17 protein-coding genes and 1 pseudogene are annotated in these 24,578 nt (G+C 57.1%); 5 read left to right on the top strand and 13 right to left on the bottom strand.

All coding sequences use genetic code 11. From position 1 onward, the window contains the following. Positions 1-31: 31 nt before the first annotated feature. A pseudogene (locus tag HPC62_RS12140) lies at positions 32-538 on the top strand (Uma2 family endonuclease); the annotation flags it as partial. 181 nt (positions 539-719) lie between these two features. Here HPC62_RS12140 and HPC62_RS12135 read toward each other — a convergent pair. The 5 genes from HPC62_RS12135 to HPC62_RS12120 form a co-directional block, all read right to left on the bottom strand. Next, on the bottom strand, positions 720-2,327 hold the full coding sequence (locus HPC62_RS12135; RefSeq protein WP_267313441.1) for an alpha/beta fold hydrolase: 1,608 nt from the start codon (positions 2,325-2,327) through the stop codon (positions 720-722). Continuing rightward, on the bottom strand, positions 2,236-2,691 hold the full coding sequence (locus HPC62_RS23435) for a hypothetical protein (RefSeq protein WP_225906623.1): 456 nt from the start codon (positions 2,689-2,691) through the stop codon (positions 2,236-2,238). Before HPC62_RS23435 ends, HPC62_RS12135 begins: the two co-directional genes overlap by 92 nt. A 259-nt stretch (positions 2,692-2,950) precedes the next feature. Beyond that, positions 2,951-4,720: an amidase family protein gene (locus HPC62_RS12130; protein ID WP_172356001.1), complete on the bottom strand. Its 1,770-nt coding sequence runs from the start codon at positions 4,718-4,720 to the stop codon at positions 2,951-2,953. 24 nt (positions 4,721-4,744) lie between these two features. Next, positions 4,745-5,644 carry a CPBP family intramembrane glutamic endopeptidase gene (locus tag HPC62_RS12125; RefSeq protein WP_172355998.1) on the bottom strand — a complete coding sequence of 300 codons (900 nt, stop codon included), beginning with the start codon at positions 5,642-5,644 and terminating at the stop codon, positions 4,745-4,747. 67 nt (positions 5,645-5,711) lie between these two features. After that, positions 5,712-6,071 carry a CPBP family intramembrane glutamic endopeptidase gene (locus tag HPC62_RS12120; RefSeq protein ID WP_216655245.1) on the bottom strand — a complete coding sequence of 120 codons (360 nt, stop codon included), beginning with the start codon at positions 6,069-6,071 and terminating at the stop codon, positions 5,712-5,714. 103 nt (positions 6,072-6,174) lie between these two features. Here HPC62_RS12120 and HPC62_RS12115 point away from each other — a divergent pair. After that, positions 6,175-7,214, top strand: a protein-coding gene (locus tag HPC62_RS12115) for an ISKra4 family transposase (protein WP_172355000.1) whose coding sequence is annotated in 2 segments (ribosomal slippage) — positions 6,175-6,307 and positions 6,307-7,214 — 1,041 coding nt in all. Because the reading frame shifts where the segments join, the coding sequence is not laid out codon by codon here. Here HPC62_RS12115 and HPC62_RS12110 read toward each other — a convergent pair. The 4 genes from HPC62_RS12110 to HPC62_RS23125 form a co-directional block, all read right to left on the bottom strand. Further along, entirely contained in the window at positions 7,192-7,698 is a 507-nt protein-coding gene (locus HPC62_RS12110; RefSeq protein ID WP_172355994.1) for a hypothetical protein, read from the bottom strand. The genes HPC62_RS12115 and HPC62_RS12110 overlap by 23 nt on opposite strands. 188 nt (positions 7,699-7,886) lie before the next feature. Then, a complete protein-coding gene (locus tag HPC62_RS12105) occupies positions 7,887-9,137 on the bottom strand; it encodes a PrsW family intramembrane metalloprotease (protein ID WP_172355992.1) in 1,251 nt (416 codons plus the stop codon). Between the two features lie 30 nt (positions 9,138-9,167). Continuing rightward, entirely contained in the window at positions 9,168-10,688 is a 1,521-nt protein-coding gene (locus HPC62_RS12100) for an alpha/beta fold hydrolase (RefSeq protein WP_172355990.1), read from the bottom strand. 504 nt (positions 10,689-11,192) lie between these two features. Continuing rightward, a complete protein-coding gene (locus tag HPC62_RS23125; RefSeq protein WP_205369565.1) occupies positions 11,193-11,840 on the bottom strand; it encodes a hypothetical protein in 648 nt (215 codons plus the stop codon). A gap of 203 nt (positions 11,841-12,043) precedes the next feature. Here HPC62_RS23125 and HPC62_RS12090 point away from each other — a divergent pair, with 203 nt between their 5' ends. Continuing rightward, positions 12,044-13,429, top strand: a complete 1,386-nt coding sequence (locus HPC62_RS12090) for an AAA-like domain-containing protein (RefSeq protein WP_172355988.1) — start codon at positions 12,044-12,046, stop codon at positions 13,427-13,429. 78 nt (positions 13,430-13,507) lie between these two features. Then, positions 13,508-17,461, top strand: coding sequence for an AAA-like domain-containing protein (locus HPC62_RS12085; protein WP_172355986.1), 3,954 nt, complete (start codon positions 13,508-13,510; stop codon positions 17,459-17,461). A gap of 105 nt (positions 17,462-17,566) precedes the next feature. Here the strand turns inward: HPC62_RS12085 and HPC62_RS12080 are convergent, their stop codons facing one another. The 3 genes from HPC62_RS12080 to HPC62_RS12070 all read right to left on the bottom strand — a co-directional run bounded on the left by HPC62_RS12080 (position 17,567) and on the right by HPC62_RS12070 (position 21,714). Continuing rightward, complete coding sequence (locus HPC62_RS12080; protein ID WP_172355984.1) at positions 17,567-20,095, bottom strand: peptidase domain-containing ABC transporter; 2,529 nt, start codon at positions 20,093-20,095, stop codon at positions 17,567-17,569. After that, positions 20,095-20,856, bottom strand: a complete 762-nt coding sequence (locus HPC62_RS12075; RefSeq protein WP_172358919.1) for a peptidylprolyl isomerase — start codon at positions 20,854-20,856, stop codon at positions 20,095-20,097. Before HPC62_RS12075 ends, HPC62_RS12080 begins: the two co-directional genes overlap by 1 nt. 138 nt (positions 20,857-20,994) lie before the next feature. Further along, positions 20,995-21,714 carry a hypothetical protein gene (locus HPC62_RS12070; RefSeq protein WP_172355983.1) on the bottom strand — a complete coding sequence of 240 codons (720 nt, stop codon included), beginning with the start codon at positions 21,712-21,714 and terminating at the stop codon, positions 20,995-20,997. Between the two features lie 310 nt (positions 21,715-22,024). Here HPC62_RS12070 and mltA point away from each other — a divergent pair, with 310 nt between their 5' ends. Then, positions 22,025-23,242: a murein transglycosylase A gene (mltA, locus tag HPC62_RS12065; protein ID WP_225910542.1), complete on the top strand. Its 1,218-nt coding sequence runs from the start codon at positions 22,025-22,027 to the stop codon at positions 23,240-23,242. Between the two features lie 75 nt (positions 23,243-23,317). Here the strand turns inward: mltA and HPC62_RS12060 are convergent, their stop codons facing one another. Beyond that, positions 23,318-24,547, bottom strand: coding sequence for a glycosyltransferase family 2 protein (locus HPC62_RS12060; protein WP_205369567.1), 1,230 nt, complete (start codon positions 24,545-24,547; stop codon positions 23,318-23,320). Positions 24,548-24,578: the final 31 nt, after the last annotated feature.

The raw sequence follows: 24,578 nt of genomic DNA, 5'->3' as shown, positions 1-24,578 counted from the left end.
TAAGTGGCGATCGCCCCAACGAGCAACAGATACTCGCTATGAATTGGTGAATGGAGCGCTGGTCGAAATGCCCCCCGAATCTGAAGCAAACAACGATATTGCCCGCAAGCTGTTGTTTGAATTTGCGAAACACCTGCCTATCGCTCTTTTAGCCTATAAAGATACAGAAATTGAAGTGACCGGGCGGCAGGCCACAGCGCGGATTCCCGATCTACTGGTGCATACGGAGGAGTCAAAGGCGGCTATGGTGGGTGCCTCCCGCGCCACCATTACCCGCGACATGCCGCCCCCGGCGCTGGTGGTGGCAGTGGTTAGCCCTGGTCAGGTCAATCGTGACCGCGACTATCGCCACAAACGCACCGAGTACGCGGCTCGCGGCATCGCGGAATATTGGATTGTCGATCCCGAAACCCGACAGGTGACGCTGTGCCTCTGGGTCAATGGTCAGTACGAAGACCGGGTTTACGGCGAGGCAGAATCCATTCAATCGACGGTTGTGCCCGTCTTTTCGCTCACTCCTGCGGAAATTTTTGGTTGAGTGGGGTGTGCCCCCATAATCAGAATATGCCTGGCACGTCTCCATACAGATGGCGCTCAGTAACAAAGCATTGATTCATAAACAGAAATGGGGCTGACCTCGGCAAGACAGCGACCGTCGGGTGTCTGGTTGGGGTCAGATAAGAACTGGTTGGGGTCAGATAAGAAATCGAGGGCGATCGCTACTCGGCAGGCGGCAACACGAACTGAGGAAATAAATCAGTGGTGCAGCTCGTGTTAGGGACTTGGGTGGGATTATTCACAAATGCCACACCAATATCCTTCGCGCACTGGGAGGCGACGATCACCCCGTGGCCCGTGCTGGAAAACTCCACAAAGGTGCCATTGCGCAGCCCCGCCATTACCCCGATGCCCATTTCGGTGTTGGTTTGCACGTCGTAGCGGCCTTGCAGCACCAGGGTAGGGATGCTGCTGTTTACCGGGGCATGTTCCCTCGCCGGGGCGGGTTCGACGGGCCAAAAGGAGCAGAGGTCGTAGGCTTGCTGGGCAGCCGCCACCCGCCCGATGCCGAGCTGGGGCATCAGCATGGCCTCGTAGTTGGCCTGGGTTTGGGCCGGGTCGCTAAAGGGCACCAGTTCGCGGCAGTCTAAACTGCGAAACATGCCCGTGGTGATGCCGGCATCGACCCCGGAGAAGGAGTCGGTGAGGGCCGAGACCACGTCGTACACGTGGCGCACCTCGACCTCAGACATGGCTTGAAGGGCGGCGGTGAGGCTGGCGGCGGTGTCGCCCTCAAATTCTTCGGCCACAAAGGCGAGCAGGGTTTCTCGGTTGCGGGGCGTCTCGGTGTAGCCCACCCCCAGGAGGTTGACCAGCAGCAGCACCCCCTCCGAGTCTGGCAGGGTGTTGGCAATGGATTGAATCTGCTGTACCCAGCGGCTGGCGGGGCGGCTGGTCTCGGCGGCAGTGGCCCTGGCCCGCAGAATATCCTCCGCCTTGGCCTCAAAATCGCGGGCTTGCAGGCGGTAGGCCTCGGGCGAAGATTCAAAGGCGGGGGGGTTGGCCGCGCTGCTGAACAGCGCCCCGGTAATCACCCCGGCAAAGGTGGTGGTGGTGCCCTGCTCCAGCTCTTGGACAATCAGCGGCACATAGGGGGCCATCTGGCCGGGGTAGTTGTTCATCAGTGTGATCAGCGTGGCAAACTCGGCGGCGGAGACGCGCTCGATGGGGGTGGTTAGTGGCCTCAGGGGGGTGATGGGTTCGGCCAGGGGCAGAGGGGATTGGTCGAGCTGGTTGAGCAGGGCGACGGTGCGCTGGGTCAGGTTGGGGTAGGCGTTGCGGCAGGCGGCATCGGCCTCGCAGTCTGCCACCAGGTTGAGAAAGCTGACCTCCAGGTCACGGACGATCGCTTCATACTTGTTGGCCTGCATGGGCACCGTCGAGTCAAGCACCACGCTGCGCACCCGGTCGGGGTGGTTGGCCATAATCCGCTGGGCCAGGTAGGTGCCGTAGGAAATGCCGTAGAGGTTGATCGAGCCGTAGCCCAGGGCGGCGGTCAGGTTCACTACGTCCTGGGCGCTGTTGGGGGTGTTGTAGTTGCTGAGGTCGTTGCCGTGGTTTTCTAACAGGCGGGCGCAGAGGTCGAAGGCGGCATAGAGCGTGATCAGATCGTCACTGGCGTTGGGGAAGCGCGATCGCATTCGCGCCTGCAGCGGATCGAGCGTGCCCGCGTATGGGCTATTGGGGTCTAGAAGCACTTTGGTGGCGGCCAATACCGCCGGGGCACAGCCCAACCGATTGGAGAATTGCGTACCCCGCTGGTCGAGCACGATGATGTCGCGGGTTTGGCGCAGGGGTTCGTAGATGTTCACCCGCGTTGCCAAGGAGCTGGATTCGATGGTGCTGCCCCCCCGGCCCGCCCCGCAGATCCATCACTGGGTCTGGCGCAGGGGAAAGGCTGCGGCTGTGCAGCACGGCATAGGTGAGGTCGATCTGGCGACCGTTGGGCTCGGCGTAGTTTTCCGGCACGGTGAAGATGCCGCAGGTGATGGTTTTGCCTTCAATTTCGTTGGGGGGCAGCACCGTGGGGCAGGGGATGACGGTGGGGTAGCGCGGGGTTTGGGCGAGCGCGGGAATCTGAGCAGCGAGGGCAGCGGCGAGGGAGAGGAGGGGGAGGGAGAGGTTGCGGTGCATGGGTTTTATGGGGGTAGAGGGGGTGAGGGGTGGGGGAGATGGGGAGGATAGGGAAGGGTGGGGTGGGTGGATAGCGCTGTCCCCTCCTTGGGAGGGGTGCCCGGAGGGCGGGGTGGGTAAAACTGCTACAGAATGTAAGTCTCTAGAGGCTGTGAGTTGCCAGGGTGGCCTAGATGACCCACCCCTACCCCTCCCAGGAGGGGACAGTCGAACTGCTTTTCCGAGGATTTTCTAACCTCGAATTCGGATTAGGGAGGGGTTATTGGGGGCTGGGTAGGGCGTGGTGGAGGTTGGTGAAGCTGGCTAGGGTCTTGTCCAGATCGGGCGGCTGACGGGCTTGGGTGGCTTGCTCGATCGCATAGCCCACCGCCAGCAGATCGGGTTCGCTCAGCGCTTTGCCGATCAGGGTTACGCCCAGGGGTTCGCCCGTTTCGGCGTAGCCGATGGGGACGGTGAGGGCGGGGTAGCCAGCGGCGGCGTAGGCTTGGGTGCTGGCGATCAGTACATCAATGCCCGCCTCGGCAAAGAACTGGTCGAGGGTGGTGCGGGCGGTGGTTTGGTGGGTCTCGCGCAGGGTGGTGTAGGCGGCGGAGGGGCTGTCGCTGCGCTGGGCGGTGCTGAGGTGATCTTGGCCGTAGGGAATGCGGTTGGCGGGGTCGGCGTAGTTGAAGGAGACCACATCGATCAGGGCCGTGACGGGCGGGTTGGGCAGGGTGGACAAAAAGGCATTGAGGGAGGCTTTGAAGCCGGGGGGCAGCGCTGCGTTGGCATCCGGTGCTTGGGGCACGGTTTCGTTGTCTAGCTCGACGACGGTAATGCCCTGCTGGGTGAGGGCGGCGATCGCGGCGTTAGCGGTTTGATTGGCCATTTGAAACTGGCGCAGGAGGATCGGCAAGGCCGTCAGCCCCTCCGCTGGCAGGTCTGCGGGCGGGTTGGCGAGGAGGGCTTCCAGCTCTGTGATCGTCGCCTCTGGAATCACCGCCACCCCTACCCGCCGTTGCTTGGCTCGCTCCAAATCTAGAAACCGGGTAAAGTCTTCGCTTTGCAACTCCGCCACGGCAGGGTCAGGATTTTCCTCCGATCCCTCGTCGGTGTGGGTGAGGGCGCTGAGCAGGGTGGCTACATCAGTCACCGTGCGGCCCATCGGCCCCGGCACATCCATCCAGTCCACCAGGGGAATAACATAGTCGCCGCTGACCAGGCCGTGGGTGGGTTTCAGCCCCACGATGTTGTTGGTGGCGGCAGGCCGGACGATGGAACCCGCAGTTTCGCTGCCGACGCTGACGGCGGTGAGGTTGGCTGCCACGGACACTGCCGAGCCAGAGCTAGAGCCGAGCGGGTCGAAGGGGCCGTAGGGATGGCGGGTTTGGCCACCCAGGGCACTAAAGCCGCTGGGCATGGCGGGGTCTACATAGTTGGCCCATTCCGATAGGTTGGCCTTGCCGAGGATGACAGCACCCGAATTCCGCAGGTTTTTGACCAGTTGGGCATCGCGATCGCCCCGCCAATCCTTCAGCGCAACAGCTCCGGCGGTGGTGTGCATCTGGTCGCCCGTGGTGATGTTGTCTTTGACCAATACCGGGATGCCGTGCAGCGGCCCCCACAGGTTGCCCTCGGCCCGTTCGGCATCCAGGTTGCGGGCAATGGTCAACGCTTCAGGATTCAACTCCATCACCGAGTTGAGCTGGTTAACGTCGTAGCGCTGGATGCGATCGAGGTAGTAGACCACCAGCTCCTCGGCGGTGAGGTCGCCGCTGGCCATCCGTTGCTGCAATTGGGAAATCGTCGCTTCCAGCACCAGGGCATCGAGGGCGCTGCGCCGTGCGGCGGAAAAGTTGGCTAGGGCAGACTCAAAGGGGCTGAAGTCGCGCAGGCGCTTGCTGGTGTAGTCGGGTTCTGACACTGGAAACTCCGTGGGGTAGGCGCGGGCAGGGCCTGCGGGGGGTGGGGGAACGGCGGCGGCGTGGGTGGCCAGGGTGAGGGCGATCGCCGCCAAGGCCAGCAGTAAGATGCGACGTAAAAATTTCATAGCGAGTGACCTGAGAAGGGTTTATCAGGGCTGGCCTACGGTAGTCCTGGTGGTGGAATGTTTTGGTTTGGTCGTGAAATATCGGTAGGCAATGATTAATGCCAGACCCCAGATAGCGGTGGCAATCAAACTGTTTTCGGGACCAAACGCGCCACCACTCAACCAGGAAATAGCAGTTTCCGTCGGTGCCAACCTGAATACTGAGGTGTCGCGGGGCAGATCGCTAACCGGAAAACCAAAGGCATTGCCCTGAAACCAGTTCCAACCCGTGTGGATGCCGCACACCAGCCACAGCGATCCCTGGCGCAGCGCGACCAAAGTGGCAAGCAAGGCAAAAAGCACAATGTTGAGACCCGCCAAGGGTTGGCTAAAACCCCCAGAAACCAGATGGAGTGCTGAGAAGACTATCGCTGGCAACAGCACGGCCAACCACCCCGATAACTGCAAAGCACCCACCTGCACCTGGTAGCCCCGGCAAATCCTCTCCTCAGCAGAGCTTTGCACCGCCCAAACGGGAGCCAGAGCCAGGAAAGGCAGCAGTGCAGCCCAACCGCTGAGAGAACCAACAGCCGTTGGTACCGCTTGATATTGACCGAGTAGCAGCAGAATCAAGGTTACGGTACTGAGCATGATGGCCCCGATCGCCACTCTAGCCAGGAACCGATATGCCCAATTGCGCCCTCGAAATCCCAGCGAACTTACTGGTCGTCTTTCTTTCAACCTCACCCAAAGTGCCAGAACTGTGATGGTAATTGCATTCGTAATGCCTTCAAAAATTTGCCCTGGAATTGACGTGACCGAGAATTGGAACAGGGCTTCACGAATCAACTCCATCGTCACCATGACGCCTAGCAATGCCACGAATAGACTAAACAGGTAGGCGAGCCACCATCGCGTCGGTCGTCTGGCTTCTGTTGCAGCCATGACCAATGGGGATTTTCGAAGATCATCTAGATGCATATCAAAAATTCTGCTATCAAATTAGGCTTAATCAGAAAGAAATGGAATTGGGGGAAGCGGCGATCGCCCGCTCTGGTACTTGCTTGATCTGCAACCACATCACAATGCCCAAAATGAGTTGAATGGGGTCGCCGAATTGCACGATCGATTTCATCTTCATCGCCGTGGCAGTTTGTTCATCCACCAGCGACCCTGCCATAATCTGCACAAAGTCCCACAGCCAGTGGTAGATAATTAACGGCAGGATGTTGTTAAGTTTGAGCATCAGCGGCGCAAAGAAAAAGCCAAACTGAAAGGTATTGAGCAGTTGGATGGGGACAGCCAGTAAAGGAACGCCCCCAAACACATTCACCGCATGCAGGAGGGAGAAGGCGATCGCGCTCACCAACATCGCCCAACGGGAGCATCCCACTTTCGCGAAAACAGTGCGAAGGGTGAGAATGGGAGGGTAGCCCCAGGGATGACTCACCAGGACACCTGAAGACCAAAAGCGATTGGAAGCTTGTACAGCAGAGATCGCCGAGATTTTGTATCGCAATAGCAACCGAGAGGGGCTCGATAGTCTAGAAGGCATCGAGCAGACTGTACGACGGCAAATGCTAGAGGAGGTGAGCCCTCGAGTTGCCCTTTTTTTGTCAACCAGAAAGCCTACCCCGCCCGAGGCCGGGTTCGCCGATTGAAGAGTTTGGTAGGGGTCCTTGAGATTCGTCAAAGTCAGGCAGAACGGTTAGGCGTAAAGGCTTACAGCCGTCTCAGTGGTGGCCTAGAGAAAGCCAACCTACGCTTAAGTGCCAACGAATCGTTTCAAGATGCAGAGGATGACATCGTAGCCCTGACCGGGATGCGGGTCGGGCACTCGACCCAACAACGTCTGGTGGGGCGTCAGTCGTTCGAGTCTGCCGAGGCTAAACAAGGCGTCAGTGAGGTCAGCATTGATGGCGGCAAAGTCCGTCTGCGTGACCTGCTAGAGTCCGATAGCCCGTGGCGAGACTACAAAGCGGTGCGGGTGGAGGGGATTGATTACAACGCCTTCTTCCAAGACAATGACAGCTTGATTGATTATCTCAGCGCTCAACGCTTGCTCTCCCCACTGGTCTGTCTGGGCGATGGTCACGCTGGGGTGTGGAATCTGTTTGCTCAACTCACCACCGTTGAGACCCGTTGGGAAATCCTCGATTGGTACCATCTCAAAGAAAACCTCTACAAAGTCGGTGGGTCGCTCAAGCGCTTAGCAGCGGCGGAAATGCTGTTATGGCAAGGTCAAGTGGAAGCCGCCAGGGCCCTCTTTGCCGACTGTCGGCGCAAGCAAGCCCGCAATTTTGAAGCCTATCTGAGCACCCATCGCTCTCGCATCGTGAATTATGGGTTCTACCAGGCTGAGCAACTCTGTTCTATTGGATCAGGAGCCGTAGAATCGGCTGTCAAACAGATTGGGCGACGCCTCCAAATTTCGGGTGCTCGCTGGAATACGGCCTCCGTTAATGCCATGTTGAGTCTGCGCTGTGCCTACCTCAATGGACAGCTCGCCAGTTGACTGTTTCATCGAAAGTGGGATGCTCCTTCGCCCAACGGACTCGCCCGGTGGTCAAAAAGGCGTGCAACACAATGCCCCGATACATGATTTCTTCCCCAAACCCGACTAACAGGGTGGTGAAGCCAACCAGGGCAAACGATTGCCATTGAGCGGCACTGAGGGAGATCCGCGCCAGACCCGACAGAAAGACCACCCACAGGGCAATTAGCACCACGATCAAGGGCAGAAACCATAGCAGTTGCTTGCGATCGAGGGGACGAAAGCCGATCGCCCGCCAGCTGAAATAGCGAGTGACCCAGAAGACATTGATGACATTGAGGATAATCAGGATGAACCAGAACAGGTTCATCATTTCTGGTTGACCGTAGCTAATGCCCAGGAATGTTTTCATGTAAAACATCCCAATGCCCATGATTGCGGTGTAGACGAATGCCGCCAGGATAGCGATTTTGGGTTTTGAGAGTGATGCAAGCTGATCCATCATCGTTCAGTTTCCTTTCTATGCAATGGTTTCGGCTCAGAGGATGTTTTAAAAGTCCTGTCTCTTGTAGTAGAAGTAGAGATCCCCCTAAATCCCCCTTAAAAAGGGGGACTTTTACCCACCTTTTTAAGGGGGGCAGGGGGGATCGGCAAGTGACTAAAGCTACCGTAGATCCCTTTTCAAACGCGCTCTCAGACCGCGATCGCCGCTTTCCTGTCCCGCATCCGCGTTAGCTCATCACGCCAGGACGCGACAAGCTGATCTTTGTCTGGAGACTGGCCCATCTGCTTAACGCGCCATTTACGGAAAGCAAGCTCGTTTTGCGCCCGGACGATCGCCGCTGAGGTGCGTCGATCGGTGCCGTCAATGCGGCGGGTGCGAAAGATGCGATCGCCCTTTACCGCCTCGTACTCAGCAGGTGTAATGACAGGTTCTGTCTCATCGGCCAGCTGTTCCCGAATCACATTGCGTTCCCAAACGCCGCTCTGCCAGACCATCACAAGGGTGATCACGACAAAGGGGAGGAGCAGGATGAAATTCTGGATGCTACCCTGCAACAAACCAAGCCAAAAGGGTGGATCGATGGGAATCACGCCTTTGCTGCTGGCAGCAGCTTTGCCACCGTTCAAAACAATCATCAGGGTGATCAGCAGACCCATGCCGTTGTTCACCAGATGGGCCGAAAACCCCAGCAGCCAGCCTCCAATGGGAGCCACGTAGCGTAACCAGGGGCGGGTGGTCTGCCGCGCCAGACCCAGACCCATGCCAAACAATCCGGTGTAGAGCGCATGACCACCCAGCCCCAGTAACGAGTGGCGCACCGCCAGTTGTCCCCCCCAGGGTGCAACACCTGTATCGGCAAAGACGTTTGCGACATAAAAAGGGGCTTCTAAGAAATTGAACCCAATGCCGACCAACGCTCCATAGATAAAACCATCGCGCACATTATCAAACTCGGCCCGCAGCAGCCAGAACAGCAGCACGAGGGCCAGTCCCTTGGTGGTTTCCTCAACGATAGGCCCCGCCAGGGGAGCGGCGATCGCCATCCTGGCATTGTCACCGAGCAACTGCTGAATATCAGGATGCAGGGTGAGGTACTGATCAACACCGCCGATGATCAGATCGTTGATGGGTTTGGCGATCGCCGTTGCAATCAGAGAACCCCACAAAAAAGTCAGGATATACAGCCAGGTGGTTTCATGCTCCCGACGATCGAGGAACCATAGAATGGCTAAGGGAATAATGGAGAGTAAACCACCCCACAACAACGCAACCAAAAATACCTTCAGGGCATCCGGTTGCAATGGCGTGAGAATGTTTTTGACAATGAAACTGGTGCCGATGATCACCAATACTGTCAATACAATCACGGCAAATTTGGCAACTTTGGGGCGGCTTAAGGGTGAGCCATAGAGAACGCGGGCGGAGTCAGTTAATGACATGGGGCACCTCATGATCTAGGATGAACGGTATTACTCGTACTTGAAAATAGGTTTGACCTCATCAATACAGCGGTGATTCGATGGTTGATTGGGATCAGCCAGGAAATCGAGGGCGATCGCCTCTACACAGGTCGCGGCTGGGGTGCCCCCTGGTGCAAACATCGAGCCATGACCTACACCGGGGAAGGTGTAGACATGGGCATTCTGGAAATTGCGGGCGACGGCCTCGCCGTAGCGTTGGGGCGTGACCGGGTCGTAGCCGCCATTCAGCACTAAGACAGGAATCTCGGTGTTGTCGTAGGCGAAGACTGGCTCTCGCTCAACCTGAAGCAGGTCGCAGAAGTGCTGATAAGAAGCACTCTCATTCTCCCCGATTGCGATCAGCTGCTCGTAGGGGGCGGGAAACACGGTAGACGGATCTACTGCTATGGAATCGACCCGCGAACAGAGCACCGTGTGATACATGCCTGTGCCACTATCATCGTCCCGGAGCGCCTTCGAGAGTTCGGATACGGCCCAGCTAAAATCTCCCTCAGCCGCCTGATAAATGTTCTTGGGCAGGGCTGAGGCATTCCCACTGTTGGCGATATAGGGTTCAAAAAACATCAAGAATTCGTCTCGGTCTAGCGTAGTTTCGAGGGTTTCCTCGGTGTCGGGGATTTTGAGCGTCAGCGGCACGGGGGTTTGCTCTAGCCGATCCAGCAGGCTCAGAAAGACGGTTTCCAGGTTGGGATAGGTCTGATTACACTGGGCATCGGCGGCGCAGGCGGCAAACAGGTTGCGCAGTGCCCCGCTCAAGGTATAGGTGGCGGCCAGGTTAAAGTCGATATTTGTCGTCACCACCCCGTCGAGGATCGCACTGCGGAGCTGGGCGGTGTGTTCCTCCGCCTGCTCTAGCACGTACTGCCCCAGCAGCGTGCCATAGGACACCCCGTAGTAATTAAACTGGTCGTAGCCCAGGGCTTCGGCCACCGCATAGATATCGGCGGCATTTTCGATGGTGTTGAAGGCGTTGGGGTTAATGCCTGCGGCAAGGCTGCGATCGCGGCAGGCCACCATCCACTGGGTATCGGTGGGGGCGATCTCGTCGCGAGCCACCGCTATATTGTGCTCGGTTTTCTCGGGGCAGTTAAAGAAGGGGCGTGAATGCCCAGTGCCCCGCTGATCGACAAACACCAGATCGCGCGCTTGCAGCAAGGCGGGCAACACCGGAAGGTTGGGTAATATATCGACCGCAAAGGTTTTAATGGTAGTGCTGCCAGGGCCACCATTTTCGATAAACAAGGGATCGGGGGCAGGGTTGTTGCCAATGCTGCGGGTTCTCACCACCGCCACCTGAATAGTCGGCCCATCGGGCTGGCTGTGGCGCTCGGGCACGGTGACATAGCCACAGTCAGACATGGCGCTTTGCAGCGCGTTCAGGCCAAAGGTAGAGCAGTCGGTAGATTCCCACGCGGGGCTGGTGGGGGGAGTGGCGATCGCTGGCCTGGCCATGGCGATGGCAACGCCCAGGGCGGTGAATCCGATCAAACGAGTGAAGAAGTGAGTCATAGGGGTATTTCCTAGATGGATAGAAAAAACGAGTCAGCCAAGCGGATTCGCCGCATCGCCGCCAGAAGTCGCTCACAAAATATCGATAGTGTTTAAGCGCCATCTGCTCTAGTGCGTCTGCACGCTCTAGAAGTTCACTGTCTAAAGGTTCGTAGAATACGGCGCTGCCAAATCCAGCCTGACTGGGAGGGCCATAGATCGCATGCAAGTTGGCAACACAGTCTGGAGCCTGGGGCTGCGGGTTAGATGGATTTAACATGACTCAGTTTGGTAGAGGCAAACCGCGGCGATCGCAATTTTGGGTTTTGAAGCGAGGACTGCATTCATGGCAAACGCACCCTGAATTTAGAGGATGAATTTTGTCTTATTCGCAAGTTCTTTAGGAGGGGGCAGGTTTTGGGAGTCAGGTTATTGCTCCGCAACGCCGACGCGAACAGGTCTGAAAAAGTAGCAGAAAAAAGCGCTCAGTCAAAGGCTGAGCACTTTTGATAAATGAAGCAACTTCTAGCAGGGTTCGCGGGTCGGATCGCACATGGTGCTGGGGTCTTCACCAACCGACACCGGAGGAATGGTGTAGTCGTAGAAAGTCGTCCCGGTGACTTCATTAAAGACAAGCACCCGACCCGTGCTAGGAGTCAGCACCACGCGCACACGCCCATCGGTGCCGGAATAATCGGGCCCTGGCAGCTTGGTCAGTGTGCCCCGGAAGTTAAATTCTGCTTCGGTGATCTGAATGTTGATGTGGTTGTAGTCAATGACCGTAGTGTAAGTAACCGGATTGCCGCTAGTGTTGGCGCTGGCGGCTGGAATGCCCGCCGTGTCCCAATACACGTAGATCGACTCGTTGGCAAAGCGATAGATTTGACCGCGATCGCCCAATCCCGATTGCCGATAGGCCGGCTGCCCATTTTGATCCACATAGTTTCCGGGCTGGCTGCCCACGGGGGTCAGGTCATAGCGCCGCCCGTCTTGCAATTGAATGCCCACATTGCCCTGGCGCTGAGAAAAGGTGCAGGCCGTCACCGCCGAAGCCCGATCTTCACCACGCGGATAAATATCGCAGCGGGCATCGACCGTATCTGCCTTTGCTGCAAAGGGAATCGCAGACGCAACGGCAGCTATTACTGCAACAAGAAGGTACTGAATTTTCATTGTTAAATCTCAAGTTTGTCCAGATTGTGTGTAAACGCAAGCATTCTCCCCGCATTTACACACAATCAAATCAATAGTACAAGTTTCCAATCGCTTTTGGTCTTCAGGTGTCATGGTGAGTCATCCCTGGGGCTACCCTCCCATTCTCACCCTTCGCACTGTTTTCGCGAAAGTGGGATGCTCCCGTGGGTAAGGGACACACTATGAATCCTGAAAACCGAGATCCTGAAAAACAAGATCTTGAAAAACGGCGAATTGCTAAACGCAAACGCGGGATTGTTCTGAGTGATTATGGGCTGAGTCGTTTGCAAGGGGCGATCGCCCGTTTCGAGGCAGAGCAAAACGGCGGCGATCGCTACAGTGCCGAAGCGTTGAGCGATCTGGCGGACGTGTCTCCGTCGTCAATTCGTCGGCTGTGGGCGGCGCAGGCGGGTGTAGATCAAAAGACACTGCGAAAGATTTTCAACACCTTTGGGTTGACACTCACGGATGCCGACCTCCAGCCGGTTGACGGTTTTAATCCAGCAACGCTTTCCCAACCGCAAGTGGACGTTTCCTTAGGGCGATCGCTCCACCGCTATCCCAGCGGTCCCTTGCCGCTCCAGTCATCGCTCTACATTTACCGAGAACCGATCGAAGCGTTAGCTTTTCACGAAATGACCCAAGTTGGCTGTGTGGTGCGAATCAAAGCGCCGCCTGGCTTTGGCAAAACGTCGCTGCTGCTGCGGATGCTCGATCAGGCTCAGCAGTTGGGATATGCGATCGCCTCGATCGACCTCCAGCAAGCCGAAACTGATATTCTGGAAAATCCCAATCAGTTTTTGCAATGGTTTAGCATGTCGCTGGCGATGAAGCTGGGGCTAGTGCCGCCCCCCGAAAACCCCTGGGGGGAGGCGATCGGCATGAGTTTTAGCACCACGCTCTATGTGCGAAATCAGCTCCTGTCTTCGATTCAGCGTCCTGTGCTGCTGGCGATCAACGCAATCGATCGCGTGTTTGCCCATCCTGCAACTGCGCAGGCTTTTTTGCCTCTGCTGCGCTCCTGGCATGAGGAAGCCGGACATGATGCCGTCTGGCAACACCTGCGCCTCGTCGTCACCTATGCCACCGACCGCTATTTGCTGCTCGACATCATCTTTTTACCGTTTAATGTTGGGCTGCCGCTGGCACTGCCCGAATTCACCCCCAATCAAGTGCTGGAGCTAGCGCAACGGTATGCTCTATCCTGGAGCGAGGCAGAGGCCAATCGGCTGATGGCGCTGGTCGGCGGGCATCCTACCCTGGTACATTTGGCGATTCACCACATTGCCCGTCAACCGTCTTCGTTAGATGCGTTTTTGGAGGCCGCTACAACGCCTCAAGGGGCATACCAGAGATATTTACAGACGATGTTTGCCTCGCTGCAAGATCTGCCCTGGACGATGGAGCCGCTGAAGGCTCTGCTTCAGCCTTCAGGCGTGAGTGTTTTAGATCCCATGCTGGCGTTTAAGTTAGAAGGCGCAGGATTAGTCATTCCAACGCCCAACGGTTGGCGACTCAGTTGTGAGTTGTATCGCTATTATCTAAAGCGCTACATTCTGACCGAGTGATGCGTTTTCCTGAGATGTTGTCGCCCTGGTTCAAGGAGTCATTCATAATAAAGCAACAGCAAATCAAGGCGTCCCCTGGTGATTACGTCCCCACGCTTTAAAGTTGGCGGCTGCCTCCATGCCAACGCTCCCAATTATGTGGAGCGCCAGGCAGATACAGATTTGTACGACGCATTGCGATCGCGCGAGTTTTGCTACGTCTTTAGTTCGCGCCAAATGGGGAAATCGTCGCTGCTGGTGCGGGTGAAGGAGCGACTGCAAGCCGAGGGAGCCTGCTGCATTTATCTGGATATGACGCGCCTGGGTGGCACCGATCTCACCCAGCAGCAGTGGATTGCGGGCGTGGGGATCAGTCTGATTCAGGGGTTGAAACTGCCGCCGCAGGTTGACTTTTTGCAATGGTGGAAAGCGCGAGAAGCCCTGCCGCTGATGCAGCGCCTGAGCCAGCTTGTGGAAGAGGTGATCTTGCCGTCGGGGGGCGATCGCCCCATTTACGTGCTGATTGACGAGATCGACAGCCTGCTGGGGCTACCGTTTTCCACCGATGCGTTTTTTGCCTGGATGCGGGCGTGCTATAACCAGCGATCGCACGATGAGCAGTATCATCGCCTGACCTTTGCGCTGTTTGGAGTCGCCACCCCCTCCGATTTGATTGCCGACAAACAGCTCACGCCGTTCAACATTGGTCAGGCGATTCAGCTAGAAGGGTTCACCTTCGCCGAAAGCGCCCCGCTATTGCCGGGACTAGAGCCGTTTGTAGACGCTCCATCAGCAGTGCTGCAAGCCATTTTGAGCTGGACAGGCGGGCAACCGTTTTTGACCCAAAAGCTGTGTCAGCTTGTCGTCAAACAGGCGCAACAGGCGGAAACGCTGCCGCTGCGGTTGCCTGCGGGCACGGCTGATCTATGGATCGAAGAACTCGTGCGATCGCACATCCTCAGCCATTGGGAATCACAGGACGAACCCATCCACCTGCGTACCATTCGCGACCATCTGTTTTGGCACGAAAACCGCATTGCGCGATTGCTGGGGCTGTATCAGCAACTACTCCAAGGAAAGCCTGTCTACACCGACGACAGTCGTGAGCAAATCGACTTGCTGCTGTCGGGGTTGGTGGTGCGGCGGGAAAATCAGCTCGCCATCAAAAACCGCATCTATCGCCAGGTGTTTACCCCAGCTTGGGTCGAGCAACAATTGCACCGGCTGCGTCCCTATTCGGTCAACCTAGATGCCTGGGTCGAGTCAGGACGACAGGACGACTCTCGCCTATTGCGAGGGCAAACCCTGCTAGAGGTAGAGCAATGGGCCAGGAATAAAAGCCTCAGCGACCTGGACTATCAATTTTTGGCAGCTAGCCAGGATATTGAGCGGCAGTCTATTCAGCAGCAGCTCACCGCCAAGGCCGAGAGCGAGCGCTTCTTTCGTCAGTTGGCAGAAGCGGTGCCGCAGATTGTGTGGATTGTGGAACCCGACGGCAGGCTATCTTACACAAATCAGCAAGGCAACGACTTTTCGGGGCGATCGCTAGGCGATGTGCAAGATTGGAAACGCCTGGATATCGTTCATCCCGAAGATCGTCCCCTCAGCTTGGCTGCCTGGAAGCATTCCCTGGAAACAGGCGAGCCTTATGAACTTCAGCTCAGGATGATGGACAGTGAGGGAACCTATCGCTGGTTTCTCAACCGCGCCATTCCCATTCGCGATGGGGCGGGAAATATCGTCAAATGGTTTGGCACCAGCACTGACCTCGACACGCTCAAACGGGAAGAGGAAAATCGACGACTGCGCGAAGTGGAGAAGCGTCTGCGATTGCAGCGCTGGCTCTTGGGCACGATCAGCACTGCATTTGTGATTGCCAGTGGCTTGGGGCTTTATGCCGCTGCCCAAAAACGTCAGGCCTCGCTGCGCGAAATCGAGGCGATCGCCAACATCGCCGAGGCCCAATTTGCTTCGGGCAATCGATTGGATGCACTCGTCACGTCGATTCAAGCCTATACGCAGCTAGACCGGATCGGCCGGGTGCCCGCCGAACTAGCGACCCAAGTTGAGCGAGAACTGCACCGCATCACCGTTCAAGTGGTTGAGCGCCATCGCCTGAACGCCAACAAAGGACGAGTGCGGGGATTGGCGATCAGTCCTGATGGTCAGCGCATTGCCGCAACCTATGATCAGTCTACTATTGTCCTCTGGAAACCCAACGGGACGACTTTGAACACGATTCCAGAAAAGGCGCGGGAGGTTGTCTTCAGCCCCGATGGTCAAACCCTGGTGGGGGCAATGGACGATGCCACCATGCGGCTGTGGCGCACAGATGGCACACCCGTGGCAACGCTCAAAGGGCACCCAGATCGCGTGCTGTCGGTGGCGATTAGCCCCGATGGACAGTGGATTGCCTCAGCCGGCAACGACAAGCTGATCAAACTCTGGCACACCGACGGCAAACTCGTCCGCACCTTGAGCGGACATCGCGGCGTCATCTGGAAGGTGGTATTTAGCCCGGATGGGCGATCGCTCGCTTCTGCCAGTGCCGACAACACGGTGATGCTGTGGGATCTAGACGGCACTCCCCGTCGCACCTTCCGCAATCCCACGCCTTCCACCGACGGGGAAAATCGACTCCTGAGCGTTGCCTTTAGCCCCGATGGGACAAGGCTGGTGGCGGGCGATTCCTATGGCAACATCCTCTGGTGGAACCTGGATGGCACCTTACTCAACACCACGTCCGAGCATCGCAAGGCGGTGGGGAATTTAGTCTTTAGCCCCGATGGGCAAACCTTGGCATCGGGCAGTTGGGACAATACCATCAAACTGTGGAATCTAGAAGGAACGGTGATTCGATCGCTTCCAGGGCATCCTAGCGGCACGCTGGCGCTGGCGTTTAGCCCGGATGGCGATCGCCTGATTTCCGGGGGAGAAGATGACCTGGTTCGAGTTTGGCAGTTGTCCTCTCGCTTTACGACGGTCTTTCGGGGCCATCGCGCCTCTGTGTGGAGCGTCACGGTTGCACCCAATCGCGGCACCAATCGCGGCACTGCTGCTCCGGTGGCGGAACCAGTTGTGTGGTCTTCTAGCACCGACGGCACGATTAAACGCTGGACACCTCAGGGGCAACTATTGCAAACACTGACCGCTGCCCGTGGAGAAGTTTGGGCTGTTGACACCAGTCCAGATGGGCAAATGATGGTCACTGCCCACAACGACGGTACCCTGGCGCTTTGGAACCCAGACGGCACCCTCATCCAAACGATCAATGCCCATCGGGAAACAGCATTTGATGTGGCGTTTAACCCCAGCAGCACCGAGGTTGCATCTGTGAGTTGGGATGGCACTATCAAACGGTGGCAGTTGGATGGCACCTTAATTCAAATCCTCAAGAGAAGCGCTGAACCGTCGTTGGACAAACTCAGCGATCGCCTCAATGCAGTTGCCTATAGTCCCGACAATCAATGGCTGGCCGTTGGTGGTCGAGATCAGATCCTTTACCTGTGGCGACGCAACGCCAATGGGCAGTTTTCGCCTCAGCCGCAGCGGGCGCTGAGCAGTCATGAAGACACCATTTGGGATGTAGCCTTTAGCCCAGATGGGCAAATGGTGGCAACTGCTAGTGAAGACAATACGATCAAGCTGTGGTCGCTAGATGGAACGCTGATTCACACGCTAAAAGGACATGGCGATCGCGTCAATGCGCTCACCTTTATTCCCGCAGATGCTGGACTTCCCGCAGAGTGGGGCACGGTCATTGCCTCTGCCAGTTGGGATAAAACGATTAAACTTTGGAAGCTAGACGGAACGCTATTGCACACGCTAGAAGGACATGAAGAGCGAGCGCTAGATGTGGCGTTTTATCCTGCTGCTGCAAATCAGAAAGCACTGCTCGCGTCTGCGGGATTGGATAATTTGGTGATTCTCTGGCAACTCGATCGGGTATTCGATACGGAACAGATCCTAAACGCGGGGTGTGAATGGGTTCGGGATTATGTGCAAATGCGCCAAAAGCAGGGCGATCGCTCCTCGATTTGCAAACGCAATTAGCGATCAAGAATCAGCAAAATTTGAAATTCGTGCCACCACTGTGCAACCCCTTGAAACGCCCTTGAGATGCCCTTAAAATGCGTCGCACGACGGGTCTAGACGGGTCTAGACGGACATTTGCTGGCGCTGGTAGAGCGAGTAGTAAAGCCCCTTTTCCTGCAACAGCGAATCGTGGGTGCCCCGCTCGACAATCACGCCTTTTTCCATCGTCAGGATCAGGTCGGCGCGTTTCAGCGGCGCAAAGCGGTGAGCGATGAGAAACAGCGTCCGCCCTTTCGACACCTGCTTCAGATTTTCGAGGACTTGCTGCTCGGTTTCCGCATCCAGGTGGCTAGTGGCCTCGTCCAAAATCAGCACAGGCGCATCCGAAAGGAACATTCGCGCCAGGGTAATGCGCTGCCGCTGTCCGCCAGAGAGGGCTGTGCCGCGTTCGCCGACGCTGGTTTCATAGCCGTGGGGCAAGTCACAGATAAAGTCGTGGGCTACTGCCATTCGTGCGGCTTCAATCACCTGCTCTGCCGTCACATTGGGGTTGCCCAGGGTAATATTTTCCAGCACAGAGCCGTTGAATAGGAAATCCTCTTGTAGCACCACGGCAATTTGTGGTCGCAGCGAAGATAAGTCAGCACTTTTGATATCGAAGCCGTCTACCAGAATCCGCCCTGCCTCCGCTGGATAGAGCCGCTGAATCAGCTTAGATAAGGTACTCTTGCCGGAGCCGCTGCGTCCCACGATACCCACAAACTGCCCCGGCTCAGCGCGGAACGAAATGCCCTTGAGAATCGCCTCCTGGTCGGGCTGATAGCGGAAAAACACGTTTTCAAACACGACTTCGCCGCGCAGGTTGGGCAGGGTCAACCCCGTGCCGGGTTCTGATTCGGGTGCAACGTTGAGGATGTCGCCGATGCGATCGACCGCCAGCAGCACTTCCTGCAAGTTTTGCCAAAGCTGGATCAGCCGCAGCAGCGGCCCCGTAACGCGACCCGACAGCATTTGAAATGCCACCAATTGACCAATGGTGAGATCCTGGTTAATCACCAGCCGTGCGCCAAACCACAGGATGAGCAGGGCCGACAGGCTGGTGAGAAAATCGCCTAGGTGGTTGCTGATGTTTGCCGTGGTGGTGGCGCGAAAGCCCGTGCGGACAAAGCGGGCATACAAACCTTCCCAGCGATCGCGCGTGGTTTGTTCTGCCGCATGGGCCTTTACGGAATGAATCCCCGTCATCGTTTCCACCAGGTAAGACTGGCTATCGGCGCTGCGGTTGAAGGTTTCATTCAGCCAGTTGCGGAGAATCGGCGTGCTGATCAGCGTCAGGATGGCGAACAGGGGAATCACCGCCAGCGCGATACCTGTCAGCGTGATGCTGTAGTACGCCATCATCCCCAGATACACGACAGAGAAGATACTGTCCAGAATCACTGTCAGCGCGGTGCTGGTGAGGAACTGGCGGATTTCTTCTAGTTCCTGAACGCGGGCCACTGTGTCGCCGACGCGACGCGCCTCAAAATAAGATAAGGGCAGCCGCAGCAAGTGCCGGAAAAGCTGTGCCGACAGCGCCATATCGAGCCGATTGGTCGTGTGGGTAAAGATAAACATCCGCAAAATGCCCAGCACCGCCTCGAATACTGCGATGATCAGCAGCGCAATGCCCATCACGTCTAGCGTGGGGATGCTTTCCTGCACCATCACCTTGTCGATGATTACTTGCGTAATCACGGGTGTCCCCAGCCCTAGCAGTTGCAACGTTAGCGAGGCAAACAGCACCTCCCCCAACAGCACGCGATATTTCCAGACCGCAGGCAAAAACCACTTGAGGCTAAATTTGTCCTGCTTTTGAACGGGTTCTACCGTCCACAGTTGCCCGTCCCAGGCCGATTGGACGACGGGCTTGGGGATGCTTTTGCAGGTGCGATCGCCATCGAGCGGGTCGGCAATCAGCAGGCGATCGCCCTTCACGCCGTAGGCCACCACCCAATGCTCCCGATGCCACAGCATCAGTGCCGGATAGCTGACGGTTTGCAGGTCGCGCCAGTCGGTCAGCAGCAGTCGCTTCATTTGCAGCCCCAGCTTTTCGGCTGCGTTAATCAAGTCTTTGGGCAACTGGCCGCGCAACTGCCGCTGCACCCAGTCGATCTGCGTCGGCGCATTTAGCACCTGAGCCACCATCGTCAGGCAGGCCGCTGCCGAATTCACGCCGCCCACGAAGGGAAACCCTGCCACGGGTTTGGGCGCATCGGAATAGTCGGGCTGATAGCGCGATCGCCCCTCCAGCCAAAACTGGCGCACTTCGGGAACCCGCGCCGATACCTCATCCCATAGGTCGCTGTTCCAAGCCAGCACCTGCACCTCTTTGCCCGCCGCCCGCGCCTTCCAGGGGCCCGTCAGGCTAGGAAAATCACCAAACCAGTCCCCCGGCTTTAGCAGCGTCGGCTTGCCCTCCTCCGGCACCAGCCGCACGTTGCCCGCCAGCACCAGGTATTGCTCCCCTGGCGCATCGGCCGACCAGATCACTTCGCCCAGCTTAAAGGAGCGAACAACGGCCTGATTTTTGACAGCAATTTGCTGATCTGCGTTGAGCCAGCAGAGGGGAGGGGCATCCCAGGGAATGCTGGCAAGGGGGTCTTGGGGCATTATTCTCCAATATTGATTTTAATCGGCAAGGTTTGAATTTTTTCGGCAAGCCACTGGTCAAATAGCTCATTTTGCAGGGTTTGACGCACCTGGGGGTTTTCCAGCACGGCGGGCAGCAGTTCTTCGACGCGAAACAGGGCCCAGCGCCCCTCTAGCTCAATGGGGCCGACAATTTGCCCCGGTTCTGCCAGATCGATCGCCGCCCGCAAGATATCCGGCATACTGCCGCGACTGACGGGGCCCATCATGCCGTTCATCACGCGGTCTTCCAGCAGGGAATGCTCTCGCGCCAGTTGCTCGAAGCTGGCTCCCTCGGAGAGTTGCAGGCGCAGTTCCTCTGCCAAATCTTTGCTGTCTACAATAATGCGCGACAGCACCACTCGATCCAGAAACATTTTGCGCTCGATGAAATATTCCTGGAGCTTCGGCTCCGTTACGTTTTGCCGCAGCTTGTCCATGCGGAAGCCGACAGCAATACGCTCGTGAAAGGTTTCGTAGGTCAGCCCGTTGGTGCTAAGCCACTGCTGGAAGACTTGGGCATCCGTCAGTTTATTGCTAAGCCGAAAATCGACGACGGCTTGTTCCAGCACAGCCGGACTAGGCTGGAGGTCGGGTTCCTCAGTGAGCGATCGCTCGATGACGTATTGCCGGACAATTTCGCCAATGAACCCGTCGAGCTTGCCCCCTGCCTGCAAGTAGCGAAAGACCTGGGATACGGTGATCGGCTGGTCATCAATGGTCAAAAACGGCTCTGAAGTCATGCCATAGCTCTCTGCATCAGCACCCTCCATTATGCCCAAGGTTGGGGGTTAGGTTTCAGGGGTTAGGGGTTAGGCGGGCTTTAAGCTAAAGTTCCTGCATGATTGAGTCAGCGCATTTAATTAATGGAAAAATCTATGCTAGAAGACAAAACCTGCTCCCCCAGTTGCAATGTCTTGAGCTTCACATCTAAAGGTATAAGACCCTTTTTGATAGATATCACGGTGCTGGATAATTTGCTCTATGCCTAAGGCACTGTAGCTGTAGAACTGGACAATGACCGTATCTCCTTCTTCTTGGCAGGATGGCAGCCATATATCTGGCTTAGAGACTAACCACTGAAATGGAGAATCTCCTGCCCGACGCAATTCATCTGGATCATTTCTAAGGATCATGTGAGTAGACCAGCTGCAACCGTGTCCAGAAGCTCCAAGCTCTGGCGCTTCACGGGCAAACAGCGACGCAGACAAATACGACCAAGGCGTACCGTCCCCTTCAATTGCTTCCATGAAATTTTCTAAAGCGCCATTTGGTTTGTCGAAGACTTCCTCAAAAGTTTCACACCGACGGCCAGGTTTCAGCCTCCCCTTCTCTAGAAATTCCTCGATTCCTTCTTCATAAGCTGTAAACCATTCTTCATCAGCTATAAAAAAACAATTTTCAGGAGGGGCATCTTCGTTTCTAAACGCCCAAACAGCTCCTACGCCATCGCCATGGCTGTAATGGTAGTAAAGCCGTAGCACGCAGTTAGGCTTGATTCGCAGCGCAGGAAATGCTTCTAGAAGGCTCATTGGGTCTTTATAATTCTGAGCATCAGTCTGAAGCATCTTAAATTGTTCGATCGGAAAAGTTGTCAGCATATGTCAGTTCCCTCTTATCTAGTGCAGCATTACAAGTCAGAGTTAGGTTTGGTAGCCAGCATTCTGGCTCTGAAGCGCTGACTACGGCCCAGAGCATTAGCCCGAATTTGACTTATGACTTTTTGCTAAGTTGTTTTGTCAAGTTAGTGTCGCGTTCTCTATTGTTCCCGCTATACGTTCCACAATCCTGATTAACTGCAATGGTTTTCAGCCTCAGTGCTTGAAAATTCGAAAAATCCCAAAGCTTAAAAACTACAATGTTCTGAGCTTGTAGATTCTGAAAATTGCGTTGGAGTTGGGTTTGGCAGCAATGGAACGGTTGATGGTGGAGAGACGGCGGAACGATCGCCCTCAGTTTTGCAGAAAAATCCTCGCGGGCGTAGCGCTGGGGCCAATGGTAACTTTGGGGCTGTGGCTGGGCGGCGCGGGGCTGGCAGCGGCGCAGACCGTTCCACTGCGGCGGGTGGAGGCGACCCAGCTAGAGGCGGCGGCAACGCTGGACGAGCAGCTTCGGCGATTTGGGGGCGATCGCCCGGCCATGATTCGCGCCATCGACTATTCGCTGCGCTATTTGAACACGCCCGCAGCGGCCGAGGCTTATCGTACCCTGGCTGTGCCGCCCTTCACGCGCGATCGCGTCCGCCGCAGCCTGGTGCGGTTTCGCCAGTTGCTGCAATCGACCCGTTCTGCCGAAGAATTGCGAACAGCCGTGCTGCGGGAATTTTCGCTCTATCAATCTATCGGGCGCGACGGCCAGGGCACGGTCGATTTCACCGGATATTTCGAGCCGACCTACACCGCCAGCCGCCGCCCCACCGCCGAGTTTCGCTATCCGGTCTATCGCCAGCCGCCGGATCTCGATCGCTGGCCTAAGCCCCACCCCACCCGCGCCCAGCTAGAGGGCATCGACGGCTTGCAGGGGGCGGCCGGGCCGCTGCGGGGGCTGGAAATTGCCTGGTTGCGCGATCGCCTAGAAGCGTTTTTGATCCAGGTGCAGGGGTCGGCGCGGCTGCAACTGACGGATGGCACGACGCTCAGCATTGGCTACGCCGGCCGCACGGACTATGCCTACACCAGCCTGGGGCGAGAGTTGATTAACGATGGTAAGCTTCCCGAAGCGGGGCTGAGCCTGCCCGTGGTGCTGGACTATTTTCGGCGCAACCCGGCAGAGTTAGACGTTTACATTCCGCGCAACAATCGGTTTGTGTTTTTCCGAGAAACGGCCGGTGCGCCGCCCATCGGGTCGCTGAATGTGCCCGTGACGGCTGAGCGGGCGATCGCCACCGACAAGACCGTATTTCCACCTGGTGCCCTGGCGCTGATCCGCACGGACATTCCCCAGGTGGAAGCAGCAGGACAGTTGACCCTGCGCCGCGTCAGCCGCTACGTGCTGGATCAGGACACCGGCGGCGCGATTCGTGGGCCCGGTCGCGTCGATATCTACATGGGCAGTGGGCGACTGGCGGGCGATCGCGCTGGGCTGATCAACCATCCAGGGCAGTTGTATTACCTGCTGCTGAACGAGTGAGGTGGGTTTTGGATTTTGGATTTTGGGCTGGCAATCTAAAATCCAAAATCGGCAATCTAAAATCCAAAATCTGCCTCAGCGGTGGCGCGACGAAGAAACCCGACGCAGCGGCTTCAGCGATCGCCCCCGCCAAGTCCAGCCCCAGCCCGTTTCGGCTTTGATAATAGAGGCGATCGCCAGCGCGGTGATCAGCGGGCCGCTGAGGACGTGCAGCCACCAATATCGCGTCGTCGTGTCCAGGGCATGGGAACCCATAGCGCGAATGGCATATTGCAGCCCCAGTCCGGCGATCGCCAGCAGCAGCAAAATCCAGCCGCCCAGACCACCAGCGGTGAACAGGGACGTGAGGGCGATCGCCAGCGCCAGCCAGGGCACAGTGTAAATCGACAGCATTACCAGCGCCAGCAGCAGCATCAGCGGCACGCTATAGTTTGCGCCGACGTAAAGCACCTTCGTCCAGCCTTCCCACAGGGTTCTAAAGGAGCGATACATCCGCAGGCTCAGCAGGTCGCAACCGAGTACATGCACCACTCGAAAGCCCTGATGCTTGAGCGTGCGGGCAAAGACAACATCTTCTGCAACTTCCGCGCCGATGCCGCCGTGGCCGCCTGCCGCCGCGTAGCTCTCCCGCGAAAACAGCAGGCAGGGACCCAGCGCGTAGGTCGTCGGCGACGTTGGATCGCGCACGGCTTCAGAATTAAACGTGACTGCGGCATTGGCAAACATCAGCGGTTGCACCAGCCATTCCACCAGCGATCCGCTGACCACTTGCGGAATGCAGGTGAGCAGGTCTGCCTGAAGGGCGATCGCCGTTTGCACCATCGAGGCGATCGCCCCCGGCTTCAGCCGCACGTCCGCATCAATAAACAGCAGCCAGTCGCCGTCTGCGTGCTGCGAGGCTTGAAAGCAGGCCCAGTTTTTGCCCGACCAGCGCTGGTTCGCGGGTTGGGGCCGGCCCGCCAAGATATGCAGCCGGGGATCAGCCAGCCGCGCTTGCAGGTCATACAACTGTGCCAGCGTGTCGTCGGTGGATTGGTCGTCGATCACCCAGACCTGGAGGCGGTTGGCAGATAGACTTGTGCAGTCCAGCACCGAGCAAATACAGCCCTCCAGGTTTTCAGCCTCGTTGTACATCGGAATCACTACCGAAATTAGCGGCGGCGAAGCGGCCGACCACTCGGCATCGGTTTGAAATGCCCGGGGGCGAGGCAACTCCATCACGGCGCGGCGCAACTGCGGAAAGTAGCCGCCTGCCATGCCCAGCGCCACGAGAGAAATCGGGATAAACAGCCAGGCTAGACTCACAAAGTTCTGCTCAGAATCCCATTTTGATAGA

The sequence above is a fragment of the Thermoleptolyngbya sichuanensis A183 genome (assembly GCF_013177315.1).
GTDB lineage: Bacteria > Cyanobacteriota > Cyanobacteriia > Elainellales > Elainellaceae > Thermoleptolyngbya > Thermoleptolyngbya sichuanensis.
Note: the sequence above shows the minus strand (reverse complement) of the source record. Positions and strands in the feature narration are given on the sequence as shown.